This is a genomic window from Selenobaculum gibii (assembly GCF_030273445.1).
In the GTDB taxonomy this organism is placed as follows: domain Bacteria; phylum Bacillota; class Negativicutes; order ICN-92133; family ICN-92133; genus Selenobaculum; species Selenobaculum gibii.
Window position 1 is genome coordinate 1,256,425 of record NZ_CP120678.1, and the last position, 19,635, is coordinate 1,276,059.

Annotated in this window: 24 protein-coding genes and 2 riboswitches; of the genes, 17 read left to right on the forward strand and 7 right to left on the reverse strand. The window is 33.6% G+C overall.

The features are described 5' to 3' along the window. Positions 1–2 precede the first annotated feature (2 nt). A riboswitch (FMN riboswitch) is annotated at positions 3–115 on the forward strand. 100 nt (positions 116–215) lie between these two features. The 6 genes from ribD to hslO all read left to right on the forward strand — a co-directional run bounded on the left by ribD (position 216) and on the right by hslO (position 5,175). Beyond that, positions 216–1,301 (forward strand): bifunctional diaminohydroxyphosphoribosylaminopyrimidine deaminase/5-amino-6-(5-phosphoribosylamino)uracil reductase RibD, encoded by a 1,086-nt coding sequence (ribD, locus tag P3F81_RS06005; protein WP_147668607.1) that lies wholly within the window; start codon positions 216–218, stop codon positions 1,299–1,301. Positions 1,302–1,315: 14 nt separating this feature from the next. Continuing rightward, complete coding sequence (locus tag P3F81_RS06010) at positions 1,316–1,963, forward strand: riboflavin synthase (protein ID WP_147668609.1); 648 nt, start codon at positions 1,316–1,318, stop codon at positions 1,961–1,963. 13 nt (positions 1,964–1,976) lie between these two features. Then, positions 1,977–3,197 (forward strand): bifunctional 3,4-dihydroxy-2-butanone-4-phosphate synthase/GTP cyclohydrolase II, encoded by a 1,221-nt coding sequence (locus tag P3F81_RS06015; RefSeq protein WP_147668611.1) that lies wholly within the window; start codon positions 1,977–1,979, stop codon positions 3,195–3,197. Then, positions 3,190–3,654: a 6,7-dimethyl-8-ribityllumazine synthase gene (gene ribH / locus P3F81_RS06020; RefSeq protein ID WP_147668613.1), complete on the forward strand. Its 465-nt coding sequence runs from the start codon at positions 3,190–3,192 to the stop codon at positions 3,652–3,654. The genes P3F81_RS06015 and ribH overlap by 8 nt, the downstream gene beginning before the upstream one ends. Before the next feature lie 34 nt (positions 3,655–3,688). Then, the gene (yfcE, locus tag P3F81_RS06025; RefSeq protein WP_147668615.1) at positions 3,689–4,243 is read left to right on the forward strand and encodes a phosphodiesterase; all 555 of its coding nucleotides are present in this window, start codon (positions 3,689–3,691) and stop codon (positions 4,241–4,243) included. 62 nt (positions 4,244–4,305) lie between these two features. Then, positions 4,306–5,175, forward strand: coding sequence for an Hsp33 family molecular chaperone HslO (hslO, locus tag P3F81_RS06030; protein WP_147668617.1), 870 nt, complete (start codon positions 4,306–4,308; stop codon positions 5,173–5,175). 48 nt (positions 5,176–5,223) lie between these two features. Here hslO and rpmB read toward each other — a convergent pair whose 3' ends face one another. Further along, entirely contained in the window at positions 5,224–5,415 is a 192-nt protein-coding gene (rpmB, locus tag P3F81_RS06035; RefSeq protein ID WP_147668619.1) for a 50S ribosomal protein L28, read from the reverse strand. Between the two features lie 176 nt (positions 5,416–5,591). Here rpmB and recG point away from each other — a divergent pair, with 176 nt between their 5' ends. After that, the gene (gene recG, locus P3F81_RS06040; protein ID WP_147668621.1) at positions 5,592–7,640 is read left to right on the forward strand and encodes an ATP-dependent DNA helicase RecG; all 2,049 of its coding nucleotides are present in this window, start codon (positions 5,592–5,594) and stop codon (positions 7,638–7,640) included. Positions 7,641–7,754: 114 nt separating this feature from the next. On the opposite strand, the gene P3F81_RS12905 is transcribed toward recG, so the two are convergent. Further along, positions 7,755–7,979: a tyrosine-type recombinase/integrase gene (locus P3F81_RS12905; RefSeq protein ID WP_147669222.1), complete on the reverse strand. Its 225-nt coding sequence runs from the start codon at positions 7,977–7,979 to the stop codon at positions 7,755–7,757. Between the two features lie 300 nt (positions 7,980–8,279). On the opposite strand from P3F81_RS12905, the gene P3F81_RS06045 reads away from it, so the two are divergent. Further along, the gene (locus P3F81_RS06045; protein ID WP_309320753.1) at positions 8,280–8,795 is read left to right on the forward strand and encodes an ImmA/IrrE family metallo-endopeptidase; all 516 of its coding nucleotides are present in this window, start codon (positions 8,280–8,282) and stop codon (positions 8,793–8,795) included. A 73-nt stretch (positions 8,796–8,868) separates the two neighbouring features. On the opposite strand, the gene P3F81_RS06050 is transcribed toward P3F81_RS06045, so the two are convergent. After that, entirely contained in the window at positions 8,869–9,075 is a 207-nt protein-coding gene (locus P3F81_RS06050) for a hypothetical protein (RefSeq protein ID WP_147668625.1), read from the reverse strand. Between the two features lie 135 nt (positions 9,076–9,210). Here P3F81_RS06050 and P3F81_RS06055 point away from each other — a divergent pair, with 135 nt between their 5' ends. Together P3F81_RS06055 and P3F81_RS12910 are read left to right on the forward strand one after the other, a co-directional pair. Then, positions 9,211–9,387, forward strand: a complete 177-nt coding sequence (locus tag P3F81_RS06055) for a hypothetical protein (protein ID WP_309320754.1) — start codon at positions 9,211–9,213, stop codon at positions 9,385–9,387. A gap of 43 nt (positions 9,388–9,430) precedes the next feature. After that, complete coding sequence (locus P3F81_RS12910; protein ID WP_350339382.1) at positions 9,431–9,631, forward strand: hypothetical protein; 201 nt, start codon at positions 9,431–9,433, stop codon at positions 9,629–9,631. Between the two features lie 488 nt (positions 9,632–10,119). Here P3F81_RS12910 and P3F81_RS06060 read toward each other — a convergent pair whose 3' ends face one another. Together P3F81_RS06060 and P3F81_RS06065 are read right to left on the reverse strand one after the other, a co-directional pair. Beyond that, complete coding sequence (locus P3F81_RS06060) at positions 10,120–10,869, reverse strand: HipA family kinase (protein ID WP_147668627.1); 750 nt, start codon at positions 10,867–10,869, stop codon at positions 10,120–10,122. A 6-nt stretch (positions 10,870–10,875) separates the two neighbouring features. After that, positions 10,876–11,472: a hypothetical protein gene (locus P3F81_RS06065; protein WP_147668629.1), complete on the reverse strand. Its 597-nt coding sequence runs from the start codon at positions 11,470–11,472 to the stop codon at positions 10,876–10,878. 195 nt (positions 11,473–11,667) lie between these two features. Continuing rightward, positions 11,668–11,840, forward strand: a riboswitch (Lysine riboswitch). A gap of 114 nt (positions 11,841–11,954) precedes the next feature. On the opposite strand from P3F81_RS06065, the gene dapB reads away from it, so the two are divergent. The 5 genes from dapB to P3F81_RS06090 all read left to right on the forward strand — a co-directional run bounded on the left by dapB (position 11,955) and on the right by P3F81_RS06090 (position 16,092). Then, positions 11,955–12,749: a 4-hydroxy-tetrahydrodipicolinate reductase gene (dapB, locus tag P3F81_RS06070; RefSeq protein WP_147668631.1), complete on the forward strand. Its 795-nt coding sequence runs from the start codon at positions 11,955–11,957 to the stop codon at positions 12,747–12,749. Between the two features lie 24 nt (positions 12,750–12,773). Beyond that, positions 12,774–13,805, forward strand: a complete 1,032-nt coding sequence (locus tag P3F81_RS06075; protein ID WP_147668634.1) for an aspartate-semialdehyde dehydrogenase — start codon at positions 12,774–12,776, stop codon at positions 13,803–13,805. Positions 13,806–13,816: 11 nt separating this feature from the next. Beyond that, positions 13,817–15,013, forward strand: coding sequence for an aspartate kinase (gene dapG / locus P3F81_RS06080; protein ID WP_147668636.1), 1,197 nt, complete (start codon positions 13,817–13,819; stop codon positions 15,011–15,013). Between the two features lie 114 nt (positions 15,014–15,127). Further along, entirely contained in the window at positions 15,128–15,868 is a 741-nt protein-coding gene (locus P3F81_RS06085; RefSeq protein ID WP_309320755.1) for a ClpP family protease, read from the forward strand. A gap of 5 nt (positions 15,869–15,873) precedes the next feature. Continuing rightward, positions 15,874–16,092: a YlzJ-like family protein gene (locus tag P3F81_RS06090; RefSeq protein WP_309320756.1), complete on the forward strand. Its 219-nt coding sequence runs from the start codon at positions 15,874–15,876 to the stop codon at positions 16,090–16,092. Here the strand turns inward: P3F81_RS06090 and P3F81_RS06095 are convergent. Continuing rightward, positions 16,089–17,060, reverse strand: a complete 972-nt coding sequence (locus P3F81_RS06095; RefSeq protein WP_147668640.1) for a site-specific integrase — start codon at positions 17,058–17,060, stop codon at positions 16,089–16,091. The genes P3F81_RS06090 and P3F81_RS06095 overlap by 4 nt on opposite strands. Positions 17,061–17,276: 216 nt before the next feature. Here P3F81_RS06095 and P3F81_RS06100 point away from each other — a divergent pair, with 216 nt between their 5' ends. Next, on the forward strand, positions 17,277–17,978 hold the full coding sequence (locus tag P3F81_RS06100; protein ID WP_309320758.1) for a polysaccharide deacetylase family protein: 702 nt from the start codon (positions 17,277–17,279) through the stop codon (positions 17,976–17,978). 104 nt (positions 17,979–18,082) lie between these two features. Then, the gene (locus tag P3F81_RS06105) at positions 18,083–18,856 is read left to right on the forward strand and encodes an N-acetylmuramoyl-L-alanine amidase family protein (protein WP_147668642.1); all 774 of its coding nucleotides are present in this window, start codon (positions 18,083–18,085) and stop codon (positions 18,854–18,856) included. Positions 18,857–18,909: 53 nt separating this feature from the next. Here the strand turns inward: P3F81_RS06105 and P3F81_RS06110 are convergent, their stop codons facing one another. Beyond that, positions 18,910–19,581, reverse strand: coding sequence for a hypothetical protein (locus P3F81_RS06110; RefSeq protein ID WP_147668644.1), 672 nt, complete (start codon positions 19,579–19,581; stop codon positions 18,910–18,912). Positions 19,582–19,635: the final 54 nt, after the last annotated feature.

A 19,635-nucleotide genomic window follows, 5' to 3' on the forward strand; every position in this document is an offset into this window, starting at 1 on the left:
TAAGCAGTCTTTGGGGAAGGTGAAACTCCTTACCGGCGGTAAAGCCCGCGAGCCTTTTGGCAGATTCGGTGAAATTCCGAGGCCGACAGTATAGTCTGGATGAAAAAAGACTTAGCTTATAGGAATTTTTATTTACTATAGGTATGTCTGTCTGAGGCTGTTAAAAGGGATGAATCTCTTTTTAATAGTCTCTTTATTTTTAGGGAGATGATTTAATGGATGAAATTTATATGCGTGAAGCATTAAGAATCGCTGCCTATGCATCAGGGCGAACAACGCCAAATCCATTAGTTGGTGCCGTTATTGTAAAAGATAATCGAATTGTGGGACAAGGCTGGCATAGAAAAGCTGGAACAGAGCATGCTGAAATTCATGCGCTACACCAAGCAGGAGAGTTAGCAAAAGGTGCAGATATTTATGTTACGTTAGAACCGTGTTCGCATTATGGAAAAACACCACCTTGCTGCCAAGCGATAATAAAAGCAGGGATAAAAAGAGTCATTGTAGCGATGACTGATCCGAACCCACTGGTTGCAGGAAATGGATTAAAAGAATTAAAAGCAGCAGGAATTGAAGTGGTTGAGGGTGTATGTCGCGATGAGGCAGAGAAACTAAATGAAGTTTTTCTAAAGTGGATTGTACATAAAATGCCCTTTATTGTCGTAAAAACGGCGATGACTTTAGATGGAAAAATTGCAACTGTTTCTGGGGATTCAAAATGGATAACAAATGAAAAATCACGTAAATTCGTACATCAATTACGTGATTTATATGATGGAATTTTAGTTGGAATTGGGACTGTTTTAGCTGATAATCCTACGTTAACAACAAGACTAGACCACTTGGGAAAAAATCCAGTTCGCATCATTGTCGATAGCAAGGCACGAATTCCCTTAGATTCTATTGTTATAACGAATAAAAGTGCACATACTATTCTTGCGGTTACAGAAAGAGCATCTCAAGAAAAAATCGCGGCTTTACTTCAAGTAGGAATTGAAGTGATTGTGACGAAGGAAAAAGCTGATCAAGTTGATTTAAGTGATCTACTTAAAATTTTAGCTGAAAAAAATATTTGTAGTATCTTGGTTGAGGGTGGTTCAAGAATAAATTATTCATTTTTTGTTGAACATTTAGTGGATAAGGTGCATTGCTTTATTGCACCTAAAATTATTGGCGGAACAGATGCAGCTTCTCCGATAGGCGGAAAAGGAACTTTTTATATGAAAGATGCCTATCAGTTAAATGATATTACTACGGAGCGCTTTGATGAAGATATTTTAATTACCGGCTATGTAAGATAAGGAGGCATAGGTTATTGTTTACAGGGCTTATTGAAGAATTAGGAATCGTAAAGGCAATTCAATCTGGTGCTAAATCAATTCAACTTACAATTACGGCAAAAAAAGTGCTTGAAGATGTAAAAATAGGAGACAGTATTGCAGTCAATGGAACTTGCCTTACGGTTGTTCGTTATAATCAACATGACTTTACAGCGGATGTTATGCCAGAGACAGTAAAAAGAACTGTTTTATCACAGCTCAAGATTGGTGATGTTGTAAATTTAGAAAGAACTTTAGCATTAGGTGATCGATTTGGGGGGCATATCGTTAGTGGTCATATTGACGGAATTGGAACAATTCTAAGTATGACAAAGGATGATAATGCAATTGTTGTAAAAATAAAAGTTGCAGACCATTTATTACGTTATATCATTGAAAAAGGGTCTGTAGCGATTGATGGCATCAGTTTAACGGTTGTTGAGGTGGCAGATTCGTATTTTTCAGTATCTCTGATTCCACATAGTGCGCAAATGACGACTTTAGGAAAGAAAGCTGTTGGAGATATTGTTAATATTGAAAATGATATTATCGGAAAATACGTAGAACGTTTGCTGAATTTATCGGTAAAAGAAGAGAAAAAAACAAGTATATCTATGGATTTCTTGCGAGAAAATGGATTTTAATGGAGGGAATATAATGAGTTTTAGTTCGATTGAATCGGCAATAGAAGATATAAAATTAGGTAAAATGATTATTGTTGTTGATGATGAAGAACGCGAAAATGAGGGCGACCTTCTTATGGCTGCGGAAATGGTTACTCCAGAAGCGATTAATTTTATGGCTACATATGGTAGAGGGCTAATTTGTATGCCTGTGCATGGAAAAAGATTAGATGAATTAGAATTAGATGCAATGGTAATGCACAATACAGATGCGAATGGAACTGCTTTTACTGTTTCAGTAGATGCATATGATACAACAACTGGGATATCCGCATATGAACGTGCTTATACAGTAAAGGCAATTTTAGATCCGAAGACTACTTCCGATAAATTACGTCGTCCTGGGCATGTTTTCCCTTTGAGGGCAGTAGATGGCGGGGTTTTGAGGCGTGCAGGACATACTGAAGCTGCTGTAGATCTTGCTAAATTAGCAGGATTTACTCCCGCAGGAGTCATTTGTGAAATTATGAATGATGATGGAAAAATGGCACGTGTACCTGATTTATTGAAGTTTGCTCAAAAGCATGACTTGAAAATTATTACGATAGCCGATTTAATTAAATATCGTAAATCAACAGAAAATTTTATCAAATGCGTTGCTACAACTTCTCTCCCGTCCAAATTTGGTCAATTTAAATTGGCTGCATATGAAGATAGACTAACAGGCAAATGTCATGTAGCGATGATAAAGGGAGATGTAGAAAATAAAGAAAATGTATTGGTTCGTGTACATTCTGAATGTTTAACAGGAGATGTATTTGGATCTTTACGTTGTGATTGTGGAGACCAGTTAGCAAGGGCTATGGAACGAATAGAAGAAGAAGGTCAAGGCGTTTTATTATATATGCGTCAAGAGGGGCGTGGCATTGGCTTAGCAAATAAAATTCGGGCTTACGAATTACAAGATCAAGGAAAAGATACAGTTGAAGCAAACTTATTATTAGGGTTTGCACCAGATTTACGAGATTATGGAATTGGGGCGCAAATTCTTTCTGATTTAGGGTTAACGAGCATTCGACTGCTAACAAATAATCCTGAAAAACGTGCTGGGCTTGAAGGTTATGGATTGAAAATTGTAGAGAGAGTACCATTAGAAATCAAAGCGAATAAGTTTAATAAAAAATATTTATCTATAAAAAAAGTAAAAATGGGACATATGTTGAAAGGTTATGAGGGGGATGTAAAGAATGGCTAATATTATTGAAGGTAAATTAACAGCAGAAGGATTAAAAGTAGGAATTGTAGTAGCAAGGTTTAATGAATTTATTACAAGCAAACTATTGGGAGGTGCATTAGATGGATTAAAGCGTCATGGGGCAGATGATGCAGATATTGATGTTGTATGGGTTCCAGGTGCTTATGAAATTCCAATGCTTGCTCAAAAAATGGCGACAAGTAAAAAATATGATGCAGTTATTTGCTTAGGCGCAGTGATTCGTGGATCAACTACACATTATGATTATGTTTGTAATGAAGTTGCTAAAGGCGTTGCTCAAGTTGGTTTAGCTAGCGGAGTTCCAACAATTTTTGGTGTAGTGACAACAGAAAATATTGAACAAGCAATTGAGCGTGCTGGCACAAAGGCTGGAAATAAAGGCTATGACGGCGCTATGGCAGCGATTGAAATGGCTAATTTATTAAAATCCATGTAATATATTTCCAGGAAAATGGAAGGTGGTATCTATCATGAAAATTGGTGTTATTAGTGATACACATGGTTCAGTGGAAATATGGAAAAAAGTTTATCAAAGTTTTTTTTCTGATGCGGATTTCATCATTCATGCAGGCGATGTTTTATACCATGGCCCGCGAAATCCGATTTTAGATGACTATAATCCAGCATCATTGGTTGAAGCTTTAAATGAATGTCCGATTCCACTTCATATCGCAAAGGGCAATTGTGATTCCGAGGTAGATGCAATGGTGCTTAACATGCCTTTACAAGCACCTTATGCTTATCTTGTGATTGAAGGAAAAAGGATTTTAGTTACGCATGGTCACTTGTTTAGTGAGAAAGAAAAAATTGCGTTAGCAAAACACCTGAAAGTAGATCTTTTTATTACTGGACATATTCATACAAATGTCTTGGAAAAAATAAATGAGACAATCTTTTTAAATCCAGGTTCACCCTCTATGTCAAAGCGAGCTGATAAGAAATCTACCATTGCGATAATTGAGGCTGATAGGATAAGCATTAAAGATATCGATACAAAAGATACCTTGATGGAGCTTACTTTTTAAATTTTTTTGCTGGGTCGGTATAAAAGTCGGCTCAGCATTTACTTTATAAATGAGGTGGATGAATGAAAAATCATTTAGTGAAAGCTACTGCAAATGGAATTCGTATATTTGCTGCAGTTACGACACAACTAGTTGATGAAGCTAGCAAAAGGCACGAGTGTTATCCTTTAGCAGCAGCAGCTTTAGGAAGAACGATGACGGGGGCTTTGCTCTTAGCAGCAAATTTAAAAACAGAAGAATGTATAACGTTAAAAATACAAGGCGATGGACCACTTGGTAAAATTGTTGCTGATGCAAATGCCGATGGTTTTGTCCGTGGCTACGTGGATTATCCTCAGGTTAACTTACCACTGAAAAATGGCAAGCTTGATGTAGGAGCGGGTGTAGGGCAAGGAACTATCTCTGTGACAAGATTTACGGGATTAAAGCAGCCGTTTACGGGGAGTGCGGAATTAATTACAGGTGAAATTGCTGAAGATATTACACAATATTTAATGGTATCAGAGCAAACTCCTTCTAGTGTTGGATTAGGGGTTTTAGTTAGCCCAGAATTAGACGTACTAGCTGCCGGTGGATTTTTTATTCAGGCTTTGCCTAATATTGAGCCAGAATCTATTGATAAGCTAGAAATGAATTTAAAGAACCTTGACCCCGTATCAAAAATGATAAAAGATGGAATGAACGCAAAAGATATCATTCGTGCTGTTTTTAAAGGAATGGAAGTTACGTTCCACACGGAAAGTGAATTACAATTTGTCTGTCAATGTTCGGGAGAGAAAATTGAAGAGGTTTTAATCAGTTTAGGCGAAAGTGAATTAAAAAGTCTCATTGAAGAAGAAAAAGCAGAAATTATATGCCACTTTTGTGGAGAAAAATATGAGTTCTCCAAAGATGATTTAGAAAAAATTCTTTTAAAAATGAAAAAAGTATAAAAATAAGAGGGCTGATTATATCAGTCCTCTTATTTTTATACTAGCTAATTAGATAGCACGTTGAACTTTACCGGAACGTAGGCAACGAGTACAAACATTCACTCTTTTTACCTCACCATTCATTACAGCGCGTACACGTTGAATGTTTGGTTTCCATGTACGTTTAGTTTTTAAATGGGAATGGCTGACGTTAAAACCGCTAGCTTCACCTTTTGCACAAATTTCACAAACACTTGCCATGTATTCCACCTCCTTTTACGAAGGACAAGATCATCCTTATACAATAATATAACTATTCTATCATATCTTTAAAAGGTTTTGCAATCATTTTTTAGAGAAAAAGAGGATTTTCTCTTATTCTGATGAATTCATTGGGATAATGAAGAAACGGTATTTTAAAATAGGTGGGATTTGTTTTGCGATATAATGATTCAATACAAACAATAAAAGGGATAGGGGCCGTTAAAGCTAAATATTTTAAAGCACTTGGAATAAATAATATCGAAGATATTTTAACTTATTATCCTAAGCGATATGAAGATCGAACGGTAATAAAACCAATTAGTCAACTTACTATAGAAAATTTAGAGACAATTATCGGTACGATTACAAATGTGCAAGAAACGATGCCAAGACGTGGACTCAGCATATTGAAGGTTTTAGTGAAAGACTCTTCTGGTGTTATTGAATTGGATTGGTTTAACCAAAAGTTTTTAAAAAGTAAAATGAGTATTGGTTCTAAAATAATTGCAACAGGTAAAATAAGGGCTAGTTACTATCGATTATCGATGAATAATCCAGAGTTTGAAATCTTAGATCAAGTAGCTAAGGATTTTGTACCAAATGCAATTTTACCAGTTTATTCCGCAAATGAACGTATTACGCAAAAAATTTTACGCAATACAATGCAGGAAATTTTAAAAGGGATAAAGGAAGTCCCTGAAAATTTGCCAGTTGAAGTAATAAAAAAATTTTCTTTAGTAGATAAAATAACATCATTGCAAGAAATTCATTTTCCTAAAAATAAAGAGTCTTTATTAATTGCACGTCATCGACTTGTTTTTGAAGAGTTATTTCTTATTCAATGTTTTTTAGTTTATGTAAAAAAAATCAATAGTACCCGTCATAAGGGGATAAAACATTTATTAGATAGCAAATTAAGCCAAGCTGTATACAAGATGTTACCATTTTCTTTAACAAAAGATCAGAAAAAAGCTTGGTGTGAAATAAAAGCCGATATGGAAAGAGACATTCCTATGCAACGTTTATTGCAAGGGGATGTTGGATCAGGAAAAACCATTATTGCTATTTTATCATTGGTAAAGACAGTTGAAAATGGGTATCAGGGGGCTTTTATGGTACCAACGGAAATTTTAGCAATGCAGCATTATCAAGTATTAATAGGATTATTATCTCAACATAAGATTAAGGTTGGAATGTTAGTAGGAAGTTTAAAAAAAAATGAAAAGGAAGCTATAGTGTTGGCTTTAGCAAATGGGAACATTGATATTATCGTTGGTACCCATGCCTTAATTCAAGAGAATATTCAATTTAATAATCTTGGCTTGGTAGTGACGGATGAACAGCATAGGTTTGGTGTAAGACAAAGAGCTTTATTACAGGAAAAGGGAATATCTCCTGATATCTTAGTGATGACTGCAACGCCAATTCCTAGGACGATGACATTAACGGTGTATGGGGATTTGGATGTATCCTTAATAAAGGAATTACCTCCAGGCCGAAAACCTATAAAAAGTTTTTTGCGAACTCCCGATAAAAGAAGTTTAATTTATCAATTTGTTTTGCGTGAAATAGAAAAAGGGCGTCAAGCTTATATTGTTTGTCCATTAATTGAATCATCTGAAAAGATAGATACCGTCTCAGTGACAGATATTTTTGATGAATTGTCATCTAATATATTTAAAGAAGTTAAGTGTGCGCTTTTACATGGTAAATTATCTAAAGATGAGAAAGATACGGTCATGAAAGAGTTTTATTGTGGAAATATTAAAGTTTTAGTATCTACTACCGTCATTGAAGTAGGAGTTAATGTACCGAATGCAAGTGTTATGGTGATTGAAGGTGCAGAAAGATTTGGGTTGTCTCAACTTCATCAGCTGCGTGGCAGAATTGGTAGAGGGGAATATCAATCGTATTGTATCTTAATTTCACATAGCAATTCAAAAGATACTTTTGAAAGATTATCTGTTATGGAATCCGTAAGTGATGGTTTTATCTTAGCTGAGGAGGATTTAAAACTTAGAGGTCCTGGGCAATTTTTTGGCATGAGGCAACATGGATTAAATGATTTAAAAATTGCAGACATTTTTTTGGATACGGATACATTATTACAGGCTCGATTAGCGGCTGCTGAGGTCATTAATGATACGCTTTTATTTAATAAATTTGAACCTATATTGAAATCCCATTATAAAGAATATTGGGAGAATATAAATTTTTGCTAAAAAAAGAGGCGGCATGAAAGCCGCCCAATATGGGAGAGGAGAAAATTTACACTACTATTATAACCATTCCGGTACATATAATACCTCACAAGTAATTATTTTTTTTATTTGTAATTATTTTGAACCATTCATTAAATTTGCAAATTTTTTAGCCGCATCATTTTGCAATTTCTTGGCTATATGTAAACAAATTTCTTTCGTTAAGGAATCATCTGAATAACCAAGTCTATCTTGAATAACTTCAAGTGGAACACCTGCTTCAGCAAGTAGGGAAGTATGGGTATAGAGAAATGAATGTGGATGAATATTTTTGGACTTTAATTTTTTAGCTAAATTTATCGGATACTATAATTGTTCTTATGGATTTTTTAGTTTTTGGTTCTGTAATTTCATATGACTTATCTTTTTGTTGATATAAATTTTTAGTTGCTGATTTGCTTTTTTGAAAGGAAAATATTCGGACACTTGACGGACCTTTGTTTTATAGCGTATGGCTGTTGACTCGTAGATAAAAGGGGTATGTTCTGTCAACCACATATCAGCTAGTTTAGAAAATGGAATATTTCAGTCAATATAATTTTCTCCATCATTTAATGCTACTTCTAATTTATGCGCAGCGTCCTATCTGGGATTAGAGAAATGACTACAAAATCTCCAGATGCTTTTTACCCGAGGTTAAAGCAAATATTTAGTGAGTGCGGAGTGGCATTTGTGGCATTACCTTATTTGAAAAGCTCAGGAATAAATGGAGCTGTTAAATGGCTCAATCCTGATAAAGCGTTGTTGTTAATCAATGATAGAAATAAACATGCGGATGTTTTTGGGTTTGCTTTATTTCATGAAATTAAGCATATATTACAGCAAAAAATTAAAACTATATATTTATCTTTTGATAAGAAAAATTCAGCCGCATCATTAGGAAGTAATAATGAATTAAATGAAAAGGAAGCGGATGAATTTGCAAGGCAGCGACTTATTCCTGATGAAGAATACCAAGCATTTATATATGAAGAGAATTACAGTAAAAAATCTATACAACATTTTGCGGAAAAAATAGATATCCATCCATGCATAGTTTTAGGACGATTAAAATATGATAAAAAATTAGAGTGGAATGTGTATTCTGATTTACGTATACAATATCAAATTATATAATCTAAAGCATCCTTTGGGGTACTTTTTTCATGCGTAAACAAAACAAACGAAGCCGTCAGCATTAGCTGGCGGCTTATTCTTGAATTGATTTTAAATTCTTGATTTCATTTTTTAATTCTTCGATAGCGTCTTTCATCTCTTGGATTTCAGTATTGCTTTCTTTTTCAGCAATTTTATCACAACGTTGTCTTCTAATTTCTGCGTAAAGAACTAGACCATCAGCGATGACTAATAAGGCTAGGGTCCATATGATAAAGCCATTTAGGCGATCACAATCCATAATTAGTACCTTCTTGCTTTTTGATAGTATATACAAAAATAGTAGAGGTTGTGATGGTCTAATAATTAAAAAACAAGTGGTACTGTATAGCCTGTTCACGTGCTGGACGGCTTTTTCTTATGGAAGATCAGGAATATGTTTTCTTTTGTTGAAGATAGTATTATTTTGGTAAAGGGAGTTGTGGGATTAGTGAGTTATACAAGAAAAATTAGGAGGGAATACTTTGAAGTGGCTTGTCGATGTATCAATGACAAAGCTAATACGCCTAATGTAGCATTTGATTTAAATTTATGGATAGCGAAACACAAATAAAATAGTAAGCCTTGTAGATGAGGCAATTCACAGGGCAAGGCAGATTGCTGCCCCAATAGACGCATTGCGACTGCAAAAAGACACCCCCTGCACAAAACTGGGTAAATGTATTGACTGCCAGCATAAAAACAAAATTTGCAATGATTTTGTTCTTATCACAGTACAATTTACAGCAGGAAGAATAAAGGTCATCATCGTACAGGGGTTGACTGTCATCAAGGTACTTATCACCTTGACGATATAAAAACAATTAAGCAAGGAGGTGCCCTATGGGATTTTGGAATAAACTCTTGTATCAAAAAATAAAGGAAAACCCACATGAAATTGTGCTAATCGGAATTAGCAATATGACAATATTACCATGCTGTTCTGTAATTATCTGGACCCTGCCGGACTGCTGAAAGGTCTGTATGTGATGACGGGGACTTTGGGAATGAACCACTGCCGGAGCCTTACTATAACTGGAACTCATGGGCAATCAAGGCGGGAAAGCTCTAAAACGGCTTTCCCACCCATTTCGATTTTGAGAGAAGAAACACCCCAAAATAGAGTGAACAGAGGCCAAGCACTTTGACGGTTGCTCGCTGTCCTGCTATTTTTCTGGGGGTATAGTCACAAGTTCGGGACATTTTGTCCCAAAGTCCGGCGGAGGACGATGGACGGGAGTTTTCATAATGATGGAAAGCTCTAGACAGTAGTACAAATGAGTATTACTGTCTAGAGCTTTTTATTTTATATAAGTTGTTCCTCTTTAGTTTTTGGCAAAATAGCTTCTGCTATTTTTTCGATATTATCAAATCTTGTTATAATAAAATCTATTAAATAGTTTAAATCAAAGTCCCCTTTTTCCCATTCATCTGGAATTTGTGAGATAATAGATAAAATTTCATTTTTGCTAATCGTTTTTATACGGTTTATATATGGATAAAAATCTTCTTTTGTTAAGAAGTTTCTTAATAGTACCCCGTATAAATGATTTTGATATACAGATACTTGCTTAGTAAGTTTTTTTAAAACTTCGTTATTCCAATGGCTACATTTAAATAGATGAGAATTATCGATTGCATAAATGCGATGACCTAAATGCGAAAATAAAAGATTTTTTCTATTCATTATTCTGTCTGGATTGTGAAAGATATGATCAAATAGTATTACTCCAGCCATTTCCTTAATATTTATAGCCTTTTTAAAATGATCATGATTAAGATATTCTACATAAGGAATATATTGGGAAGCAAATTGTAAAGAAAAAAAAGATTCATTCATTTTTAATTGGCTTATATCAATTAAATCGCTATGGGGAAAAATTAATTCTAATCTTTCTCCAATAAATTTTCCTAGAAATTCACTAATTAGTATTTGTGCTGGTATGTTTTTCTTATTGGTTTTTACAATATATATATTCCCATCATTGGCCTCACAAAAGAATGGGCAGGTAACGCCAACTCCTACATTACCAAGAACCTTTTTCCCTCTTAACATAGTCGTTTATCTACAACAGCAATGACATTTTGTATCTCCACCAGAAACAGACGTAATTGCTTCTAAATTTACCACTACGGAGCGAATATTTCTATCAGATATAAATTTATTACAGCCAGGAATGAAAATTTCATCAACAGTAAGAATTGCTAGATCTCTACAAACTTCACTAGGTACGCCTTCAAATAAAAATCCACCTGTGGTAGTAATAGCCACATTGTTTCCGATTAAGCGTTTTAAACTTCTAACTAAACAATCATATTCACGGTCTTGACCTTCTCTTATAATTGGTGTGTCATCATCACAAGATAAAGTACTATAAACAGGATCGCATACAATACCACTACCTTTAGCAATAATACTCCATAAGTCTATTCTAGCAAAATTGACAGTAACTAAACACCCGCCTGGAGTAATAATTTCTACATCAGAAGTTACGGCTGTAATTGCTGGAGTTAAAACAGCCATACGACAATCTTCTATTGCTTGTAAACGACCGAAATAAGTAAAGCCATCAGCACCTAATAACAATATATCACTGTTTACTTCCCGTTTTAGGTCGCAAATTAATTCTTCATTTTTTATTCTACAGTAAAAACTCATAATAAAACCCTCCCAAATAGATTTAGCATGATTTTACTGTACAATATGCAATAACAAGAAATGATGTGCATGATATAAAAATGTTTTTTCAACGTGAATATTTGTATAATTAATTTAATCGTTTTATAACTTTAGGTTGACACTATTGGAACAATTAGTATAAAATGTACATAAATTAAATAGAAGTCCTGCATAGGATGTAGTAGAGGTGCGATTAAATAAGAGTATTTCCATGGAGAAGGGGTTTGATGATGTGGATTGAAAGGATTTGTCGCCGAAGTTTCAATATTTCCCAAAATGTTGATTCTGGTTTAACATTGAAAAAATGTTAGATTGTCACCAGATATTGGTGGAGAGCTATCTCATCTAGAATAGGGTCTTGAACCCTAGGAGCTGCCTTATATAGAAAGCTGGTGAGAATGGTCTTATCAGTTTTTTTTGTATATAGTTGACTTTTATTATTAGTTTTAGGAGGGATAAGGTTGATAAAAGTAGTAGTTTGTGGTGCATATGGGAAAATGGGTCGTGCTGTTTTAAATGCAGTACATAATGATAGTGATCTTATGCTTGTAGGTGCAGTAGATGTCATGTCCAAAGGTGATGATATTGGTTCATTGATTGGAATTGATAAAATTGGAATTAATGTAAGAAAAGACTTGCAAGAGGTGCTGACTGAAACCAGCGCAGATGTCGTTGTTGATTTTACGAATCCTAATGTAGTAATGAATAATATTAGAATTATACTTAAAAATAGAGTTTATCCGGTTGTTGGGACTACTGGATTGACAGATGAAAATAAAAAAGAAATAGAGCAACTGTGTAAAGAAAATAATGTGGGGGCATTCATAGCGCCAAACTTTGCAATTGGTGCTGTTTTGATGATGAAGTTATCACAGGAAGTCGCAAAATACATGCCTGATATTGAAATTATAGAGTTGCATCATGATCAAAAATTAGATGCACCATCAGGCACGGCGCTACGTACTGCTGAACTTATTAGTGAAGTTCGCGGCGTGAGAGCACAAGGGCATCCGGATGAAGTAGAAAAAATAAAAGGTGCACGTGGATCTGATTTTAATGGAATACATATTCACAGTGTTCGTTTACCTGGATATGTAGCGCATCAAGAAGTGATTTTCGGGGGATTAGGTCAAACTCTAACGATTAGACATGACTCTATTAATCGAGATTCATTTATGCCAGGTGTTGTCATTGCCTGCAAAAAAGTTGTCAGTTTAGATACACTAGTATGTGGACTAGAAAATATATTAAATTAATTGATTATTAGGAGTGCAGAATAAATGAAAAAATATAATGTTGCTATTTTAGGTGCTACTGGTGCAGTTGGGCAAGAATTTTTAAGTTTAATTGAAGAACGTAATTTCCCTTTTGCTAATTTAAAATTGTTAGCCTCAAAGCGTTCAGCAGGAAAAGTAATAAAGTTTATGGGCAAAGATTATGTAGTAGAAGAAGCAACAAATGAATCATTTAAGGATGTACAAATTGCTTTATTTGCAGGTGGCTCAGCAAGCACGGTCTTTGCTCCAGCTGCTGTAAAAAGTGGTGCTGTAGTTATTGATAATTCAAGCGCATTTCGAATGGATCCTGAAGTACCATTAGTAGTGCCAGAAGTAAATCCAGAAGCGATAAAGAATCATAAAGGAATTATCGCGAATCCAAATTGTTCGACGATTATTATGACAATGGCATTAAAACCAATTTATGATAAAGTAAAGATTAAAAGAGTTGTTGTATCGACTTATCAGGCTGTGTCTGGTGGTGGCAAAGAAGCAATTGATGAATTAGAACAACAAGTAAAGGCTATTGCTGAAAATCGTCCTGTTGAGGCAAAAATTCTACCTGGAGCAAGTTTAGCGAAACATTATCAGATCGCATTTAATTTAATTCCTCAAATTGATGTCTTTAAAGATAACGGATATACTAAAGAAGAAATGAAAATGATTGATGAAACACACAAGATTTTAGATGATTATGGAATGGGAATTACTGCTACTACAATTAGGGTTCCAGTATACCGTAGTCACGCAGAATCTATTAATTTAGAATTGGAAGATGATCTTAGTATAGATGAAGTTAAGTCAGCTTTATCAAATTTTGAAGGTGTGATTGTGAAAGACAATCCAGATGAAATGGAGTATCCTATGCCTCTTTATACATCAAATCAAGACGAAGTTTTCATCGGACGTATAAGAAAAGATTATTCAATAAAAAATGGTTTAAACTTATGGGTAGTTGGTGATCAAATTCGTAAAGGTGCGGCATTAAATGCTTTGCAAATTGCGGAATATATGATCAAACATAACATGTTTTGAGGTGTGTAGGTATGCGTATTGTTGTGCAAAAATTTGGAGGAACTTCAGTTGCAACTGAAGAAAGCCGAAGTTTTGTATTGGCAAAAGTACTAAAATTGAAGCTAGAGGGCTTCTTTCCCGTAGTTGTTGTTTCGGCGATGGGACGTAGTGGAGAAAGTTATGCAACAGATACGCTGATTCATTTATTAAAAGAAGTAAATGATTGTGTAAATGCACGTGAACTGGATCAAATTATGTGCTGTGGTGAAATGATTTCAGCAGCTGTTATGACAGCGACACTACAAAAGGCTGGTTTAAACACAGTAATGCTAAATGGAAGTCAAGCAGGAATAATAACAGATTCACAGTTTTCTAAAGCTAGAATTCAGAGAATTGATACAACACGTATTTTCCAACTGATTAACAAAGGTAAAATACCTGTGGTGTGTGGATTTCAAGGAGTAAATGAATTTAATGATTTTACAACTTTAGGTCGTGGTGGCAGTGATACAACTGCTGCGGCATTAGGGGTAGCATTACAAGCGGAGCGAATTGAAATTTATACAGATGTAGAGGGGATTATGACTGCAGATCCAAGATTGGTTGATAATACTAAGATTTTAGATAAGGTGAGTTATGATGAAGTTTGTCAGTTAGCATATCAGGGTGCCAAAGTGATTCATCCTCGTGCTGTCGAAATTGCAATGCAAAAGCATATTCCACTTTTAATTAAATCTACTTTTTCTGATGTAGAGGGAACTCTGATTGGTGATTTTATTGATGATGATATTCATGATCGGATTGTAACAGGTATTGCTTATTTAGATGGTTTATCTCAGGTAAAAGTAAGTAATATTATTCAAAGTGAGCAAATGAATTTATTTAGGTTATTAGGTAATGGTGGAATCAGTATTGATTTAATTAATATTTATCCTGATTATATTGTGTTTACGATAAATTCAGGGGCAACCTCACAACTTTTAGAAATTTTAGAGATGTATTCGACAAATATTGAAATAATAAGTTATTGTGCAAAGGTTTCTATCGTTGGTGGTGGGATGCGCGAGGCTTCAGGTGTTATTGCTAGCTTTGTAGAATCTTTGTCTAAGAATAACATTAAAATTCTTCAAACGGTTGATTCACATACGTCTATTTCAGCGCTAATTGCAACATCTGACCTAAAAAATGCAATAACTTTCTTGCATGATAGGTTTATTTTAGAAAAATAATAAAAAGCGAACTATTACAATTTAAATAGTTCGCTTTTTTATATCTAATTGTATTTTATAGATAAAATTGAACATACTACCACCATAGATTTTAGTTAGGAGGTAGTTGACTGAGTGGAAAATCATGATAAAAATAATCAAAAAAACGCTTCAGATAAAAATATAGCAAAAGGTATTGCAAAAAATCCAGCATTAGATAATATAAAAGAATTAGGAACACCTGAGATTGCAATTGCAAAATCTAATATTCATGTTATGACAATCATTGGTCAGATTGAAGGGCATATGATCTTATCACCAAATAACAAAACGACTAAATATGAACATATTATGCCTCAGTTAGTGGCGATTGAACAAAATAAAGATATTGAAGGCTTAATGATTTTATTAAATACAGTTGGTGGAGATGTAGAAGCGGGGTTAGCTATTGCTGAAATGATTGCAAGTTTATCCAAGCCCTCTGTTTCAGTTGTTTTAGGAGGAGGCCATAGTATAGGCGTGCCAGTTGCTGTATCGGCTAATTATTCTTATATTGTAGAAAGTGCGACTATGACAATTCATCCTATTCGGTTAAACGGAATGGTGATTGGGGCGCAAAGCTCATTTGACTACCTTGAAAAAATGCAAGAACGTGTTAATAATTTTGTTGTAGCTCATTCAAAGATTAAAAGTAATTGTTGGAAGGATTTGCTTTATAAAACAGGCGAATTATCAAGAGATATTGGAACTTCAGTAGGAGGAAAAGATGCAGTTAAATATGGATTAATTAATGAAATTGGCGGAGTATCACAAGCAATGAATAAGTTGCAAGAAATGATTCAATTAAATAAAAGCAGCAAGGTGATGAAGCAGTAATGGTTATGTGGACAATAGTTCCAGACATGTTTTTATTCTCTAAGGATGATCCGAAATTTCTAGAAAATCAATATGACGAAATTGAATTTTCAAATAAAATTCTAGTAACAAGAAAATTAAATGAAAAGCAATATGAAATTGTTAGAATAATTACAACTGATCCTAGGGATTATCTAAATGAAAAAATACAACCAGGATCAATTATCAATAGCAATCTATTTTAAAACATTTTGCGCAAAGCATTATTTTTGAATAGATTTCCTTGCTCAATGTACCGGCGTACCATTTTTTCAGATTTATGTCTAGTTTGTTGCATAATAGTCCGTTCATCTACATTATGTTGGGCGGCACTACTCGCAAAACCCCGTCGTAAGCTATGCCCCGCAAAATCCCTGGAGTCAAATCCGAGTAATTCCATATATTTTTTTACTAATAATGCTACAGATTTATCTGAAAGATGAGTGTTTTTTAGCTGGTGTTTTTTTGTGAAAGGGCGAAAAATAGGCCCTGTATGGATATGGCTTTTCTCTATCCATTTTTGCAAAGCTGTGACAGCACAGATATTTCTATCAGAAGCATACGGAATTGCTAAATATTCGCCTTCGCCAAGCTGATCAGCTTTGGAATTTTTTAATAAAATAATTAAACCTTCTCTGGTGAAAGTCAAATCTTCATATTGAATGTTTACTAGTTCTGAGCGACGAAAAGCACCGGAAAACCCTAATAAAATTAATGCTTTATCTCTACATTGAATAATATCTTCGGTGTTAAATAACATGGATAATTCAATAATATCTTCAACTAAAATAGGAGCTTTGCCTTGCTGCATAGTTCCTTTTTCTCTTTTTATTGCTTGTAGTGCATTTTTAACTAAATTAGATTTTACAGGATTATTTTCAATGAAGCCGGCAGCTTTATGGTTTTCAGAAATGGCAGTTAATCGACGAGATATAGTATTGGATTTTGCATGATCGGCTAAATCATTAATATAATTTACAATAGTCTCTTCTGTAGCACCTAATGCATCTACATTATGATATTTACACCATTGATAAAAGTCCCGCCAATCACTTTCATATGCTGATAAAGTGTTTTTTGCTAAAACACTTTGCATACGTTTTTTACTTTTTTGAGATAAGTTTTTATTGTTTAAAATGCTAGAATTATCTTTTAGAAAAAAATTGTCATTCATTAAATAGCCTCATTTATATAAAATAATATAAAAAAATATATATTTCTATTTGATTTTTATATAATCCATATTGTGGATAAATGTATAATTGATTGAACAAAGAGATTATTTATATTCAATAAAAAATCTTTTTGTTATAAAATAGTATAGCATAATTTAATATATTTTTTAATATTATAATTTAATAAACTTTCTAGAGATAAAGGGGGGCGAGTTTTGATAATAAGTTTGCGTATTTCTAAAATCAAAAAGATTGTATTAGCTTTAAGTGTGCTATTTTTCTTATCTGCATTACCTTTTTCTCATAAATTCTTAGTTGAAAATAGTAGTAATAAGGAGCCAATTTTCCACGGTGATACAACAAAACAAAGGGTGGCCTTTGGGTGTAATGTTTTTTGGGGAGAAGAATATATACCAAAAATGTTAGAAGTCTTAGAATCTCATAATGTACATATTACTTTTTTTATTGGCGGAACTTGGGCGAAGAAAAATCCGGATATGCTTAAATTGATTGCATCTAAAGGACATGAAATTGCGAATCATTCGTATAGTCATCCGCATCCTAATAATTTAAATAAAGAAAAAAATAAAGAAGAAATTCAAAAGGCTGAAGATATTATCAATGAAATAACACAAGTAAAAACCAAATTATATGCACCACCATATGGAGAATATAACAATACAGTAATTAATGCAGCGGAAGAACTTGGTTATCCGCTAATGATGTGGACAGTAGATACCGTAGATTGGAAGAGACCTCCTCCTTCGGTTATAAAGAATCGTGTAATGAAAAAACTCTCAAATGGCGCATTAATTTTAATGCATCCTACAGAACCAACTGTCCAGGCGTTGCCGGAGCTTATTGAAGAAATACTAGCCCAAGGATACAATATAGAGCCAATATCAGATATCTTATAAGAAATAAAAGTGCTTAATTTACATAATATTCTTATTGAAAAAAAACACTAATTAAGATATACTTTCTAATGTCTTTAAAAATAAAAAATTAGAAAGTTAGAGAAATGAAAAAAATATATTATATCTTAATTGTTTGTTTTATTGCATCGAATTTTGGATTAAATGATGCATATGCTTCTTCTCTAAATAATGAAAATATAAATCAAGCTAAAGTACAAATATCAAGTTTTTTAGAGAAAGTAGCAAAAACGTTTTTGGAAAATTTAAAGAAAGAATATTTAAATAGTGATGTTAAATTAAATGAAAAAAATGAGAGCTTAGCTGGTAAGAAAATACTAATTGATCCTGGACATGGAGGAACAAATCCCGGTGCTGTATCTTATGGCTTTCGAGAAGTTGATAATAACTTAGCAGTCTCATTAAAGTTGAAAACTTTATTAGAAAAACAAGGAGCAAATGTTCTCTTAACTAGGTATGAAGATGAGAATATAGCAGAGCGAGGAAGCTCTTTGCGTGAAGAATTACAAGCTAGAGTAGATATTAGTCGTGAGTACCAACCAGATATTTTTGTAAGTATTCATACGAATTCAAATGAAAATCCAAATATTCAAGGGGCAATGACTTTTTACTATGATGAAGAGTCAAAAAAATTAGCTAATTCTATTCAAACTGGCTTGATTAATTCTATCAAAGCTACAGACAAAGGAATTGCTAAAGAGAATTTTTATGTTTTACGAAACTCAGAAATTCCTGCTGTTTTAGTAGAAATGGGCTTTATTACAAATAAAAATGAGGCAGAAAAGCTAAACTCAGATAATTATCGTGACTTAATCGCGCAAGGTATTAGTAAAGGCATCTCGGAGTATTTCTCAAAATAAAATGTGCTTGTAAAGGACGTCGATCCTTTACAAGCACATTTTTTTTTATATGTTTATATCATATCATTTTTATTTGAAACAGAAAAAATAAATCCAAGATTTTCTTTATATTTAAATCCATACTTTATATTTCCACGAATAGTTTCTGCATTTATGCTTTTTAAATCTTTTACAGTTTCATTAAAGCCTAAATCACGTAAAATTTCCTTTCGGTCATTGATAGATAAATCGGAACTAAATGTATCAATAATAATTCCCATTGCCCCTATCAGTTTTACGTTATCTTCTTGTATTGAGCTTGGCTGCCCTATTAATGTTATTTGGCGTAAATGATTGCTTTGTGAATTTACTTTTTCAATCAATAAAAGCTTATCTGAAAGTGCATAATGATAGGTATCTTCACTGCCAGTCTTTTTTTCAACAGTTCCAATAGACAAATTAATTTTTTCTGCATAATCGTTATCATTAAACTGATTTTTAAACTGTATGTATGATATACCAAGATCGTTTGAAGGGTGAGTGGAATGATTGCCATTCATAGAGCTTTGAAAATTCATTGCTAGCATCCCGCAGATAAAGATTACAGCAACAGCAATTATGATAAAAATAATATAACTACGTTTTTTTACGGGCTTTTTTTCTTTCTTTTCTGCTAGTATTCGACCACAATTTGCACACAGGTGCGCATTTTCTGGTACTTGGTAATCGCAATATTTACATTTCATTTTTAACATCATCCTTATTTATAATATTTTAATCATTATTATAACAAATTCTTT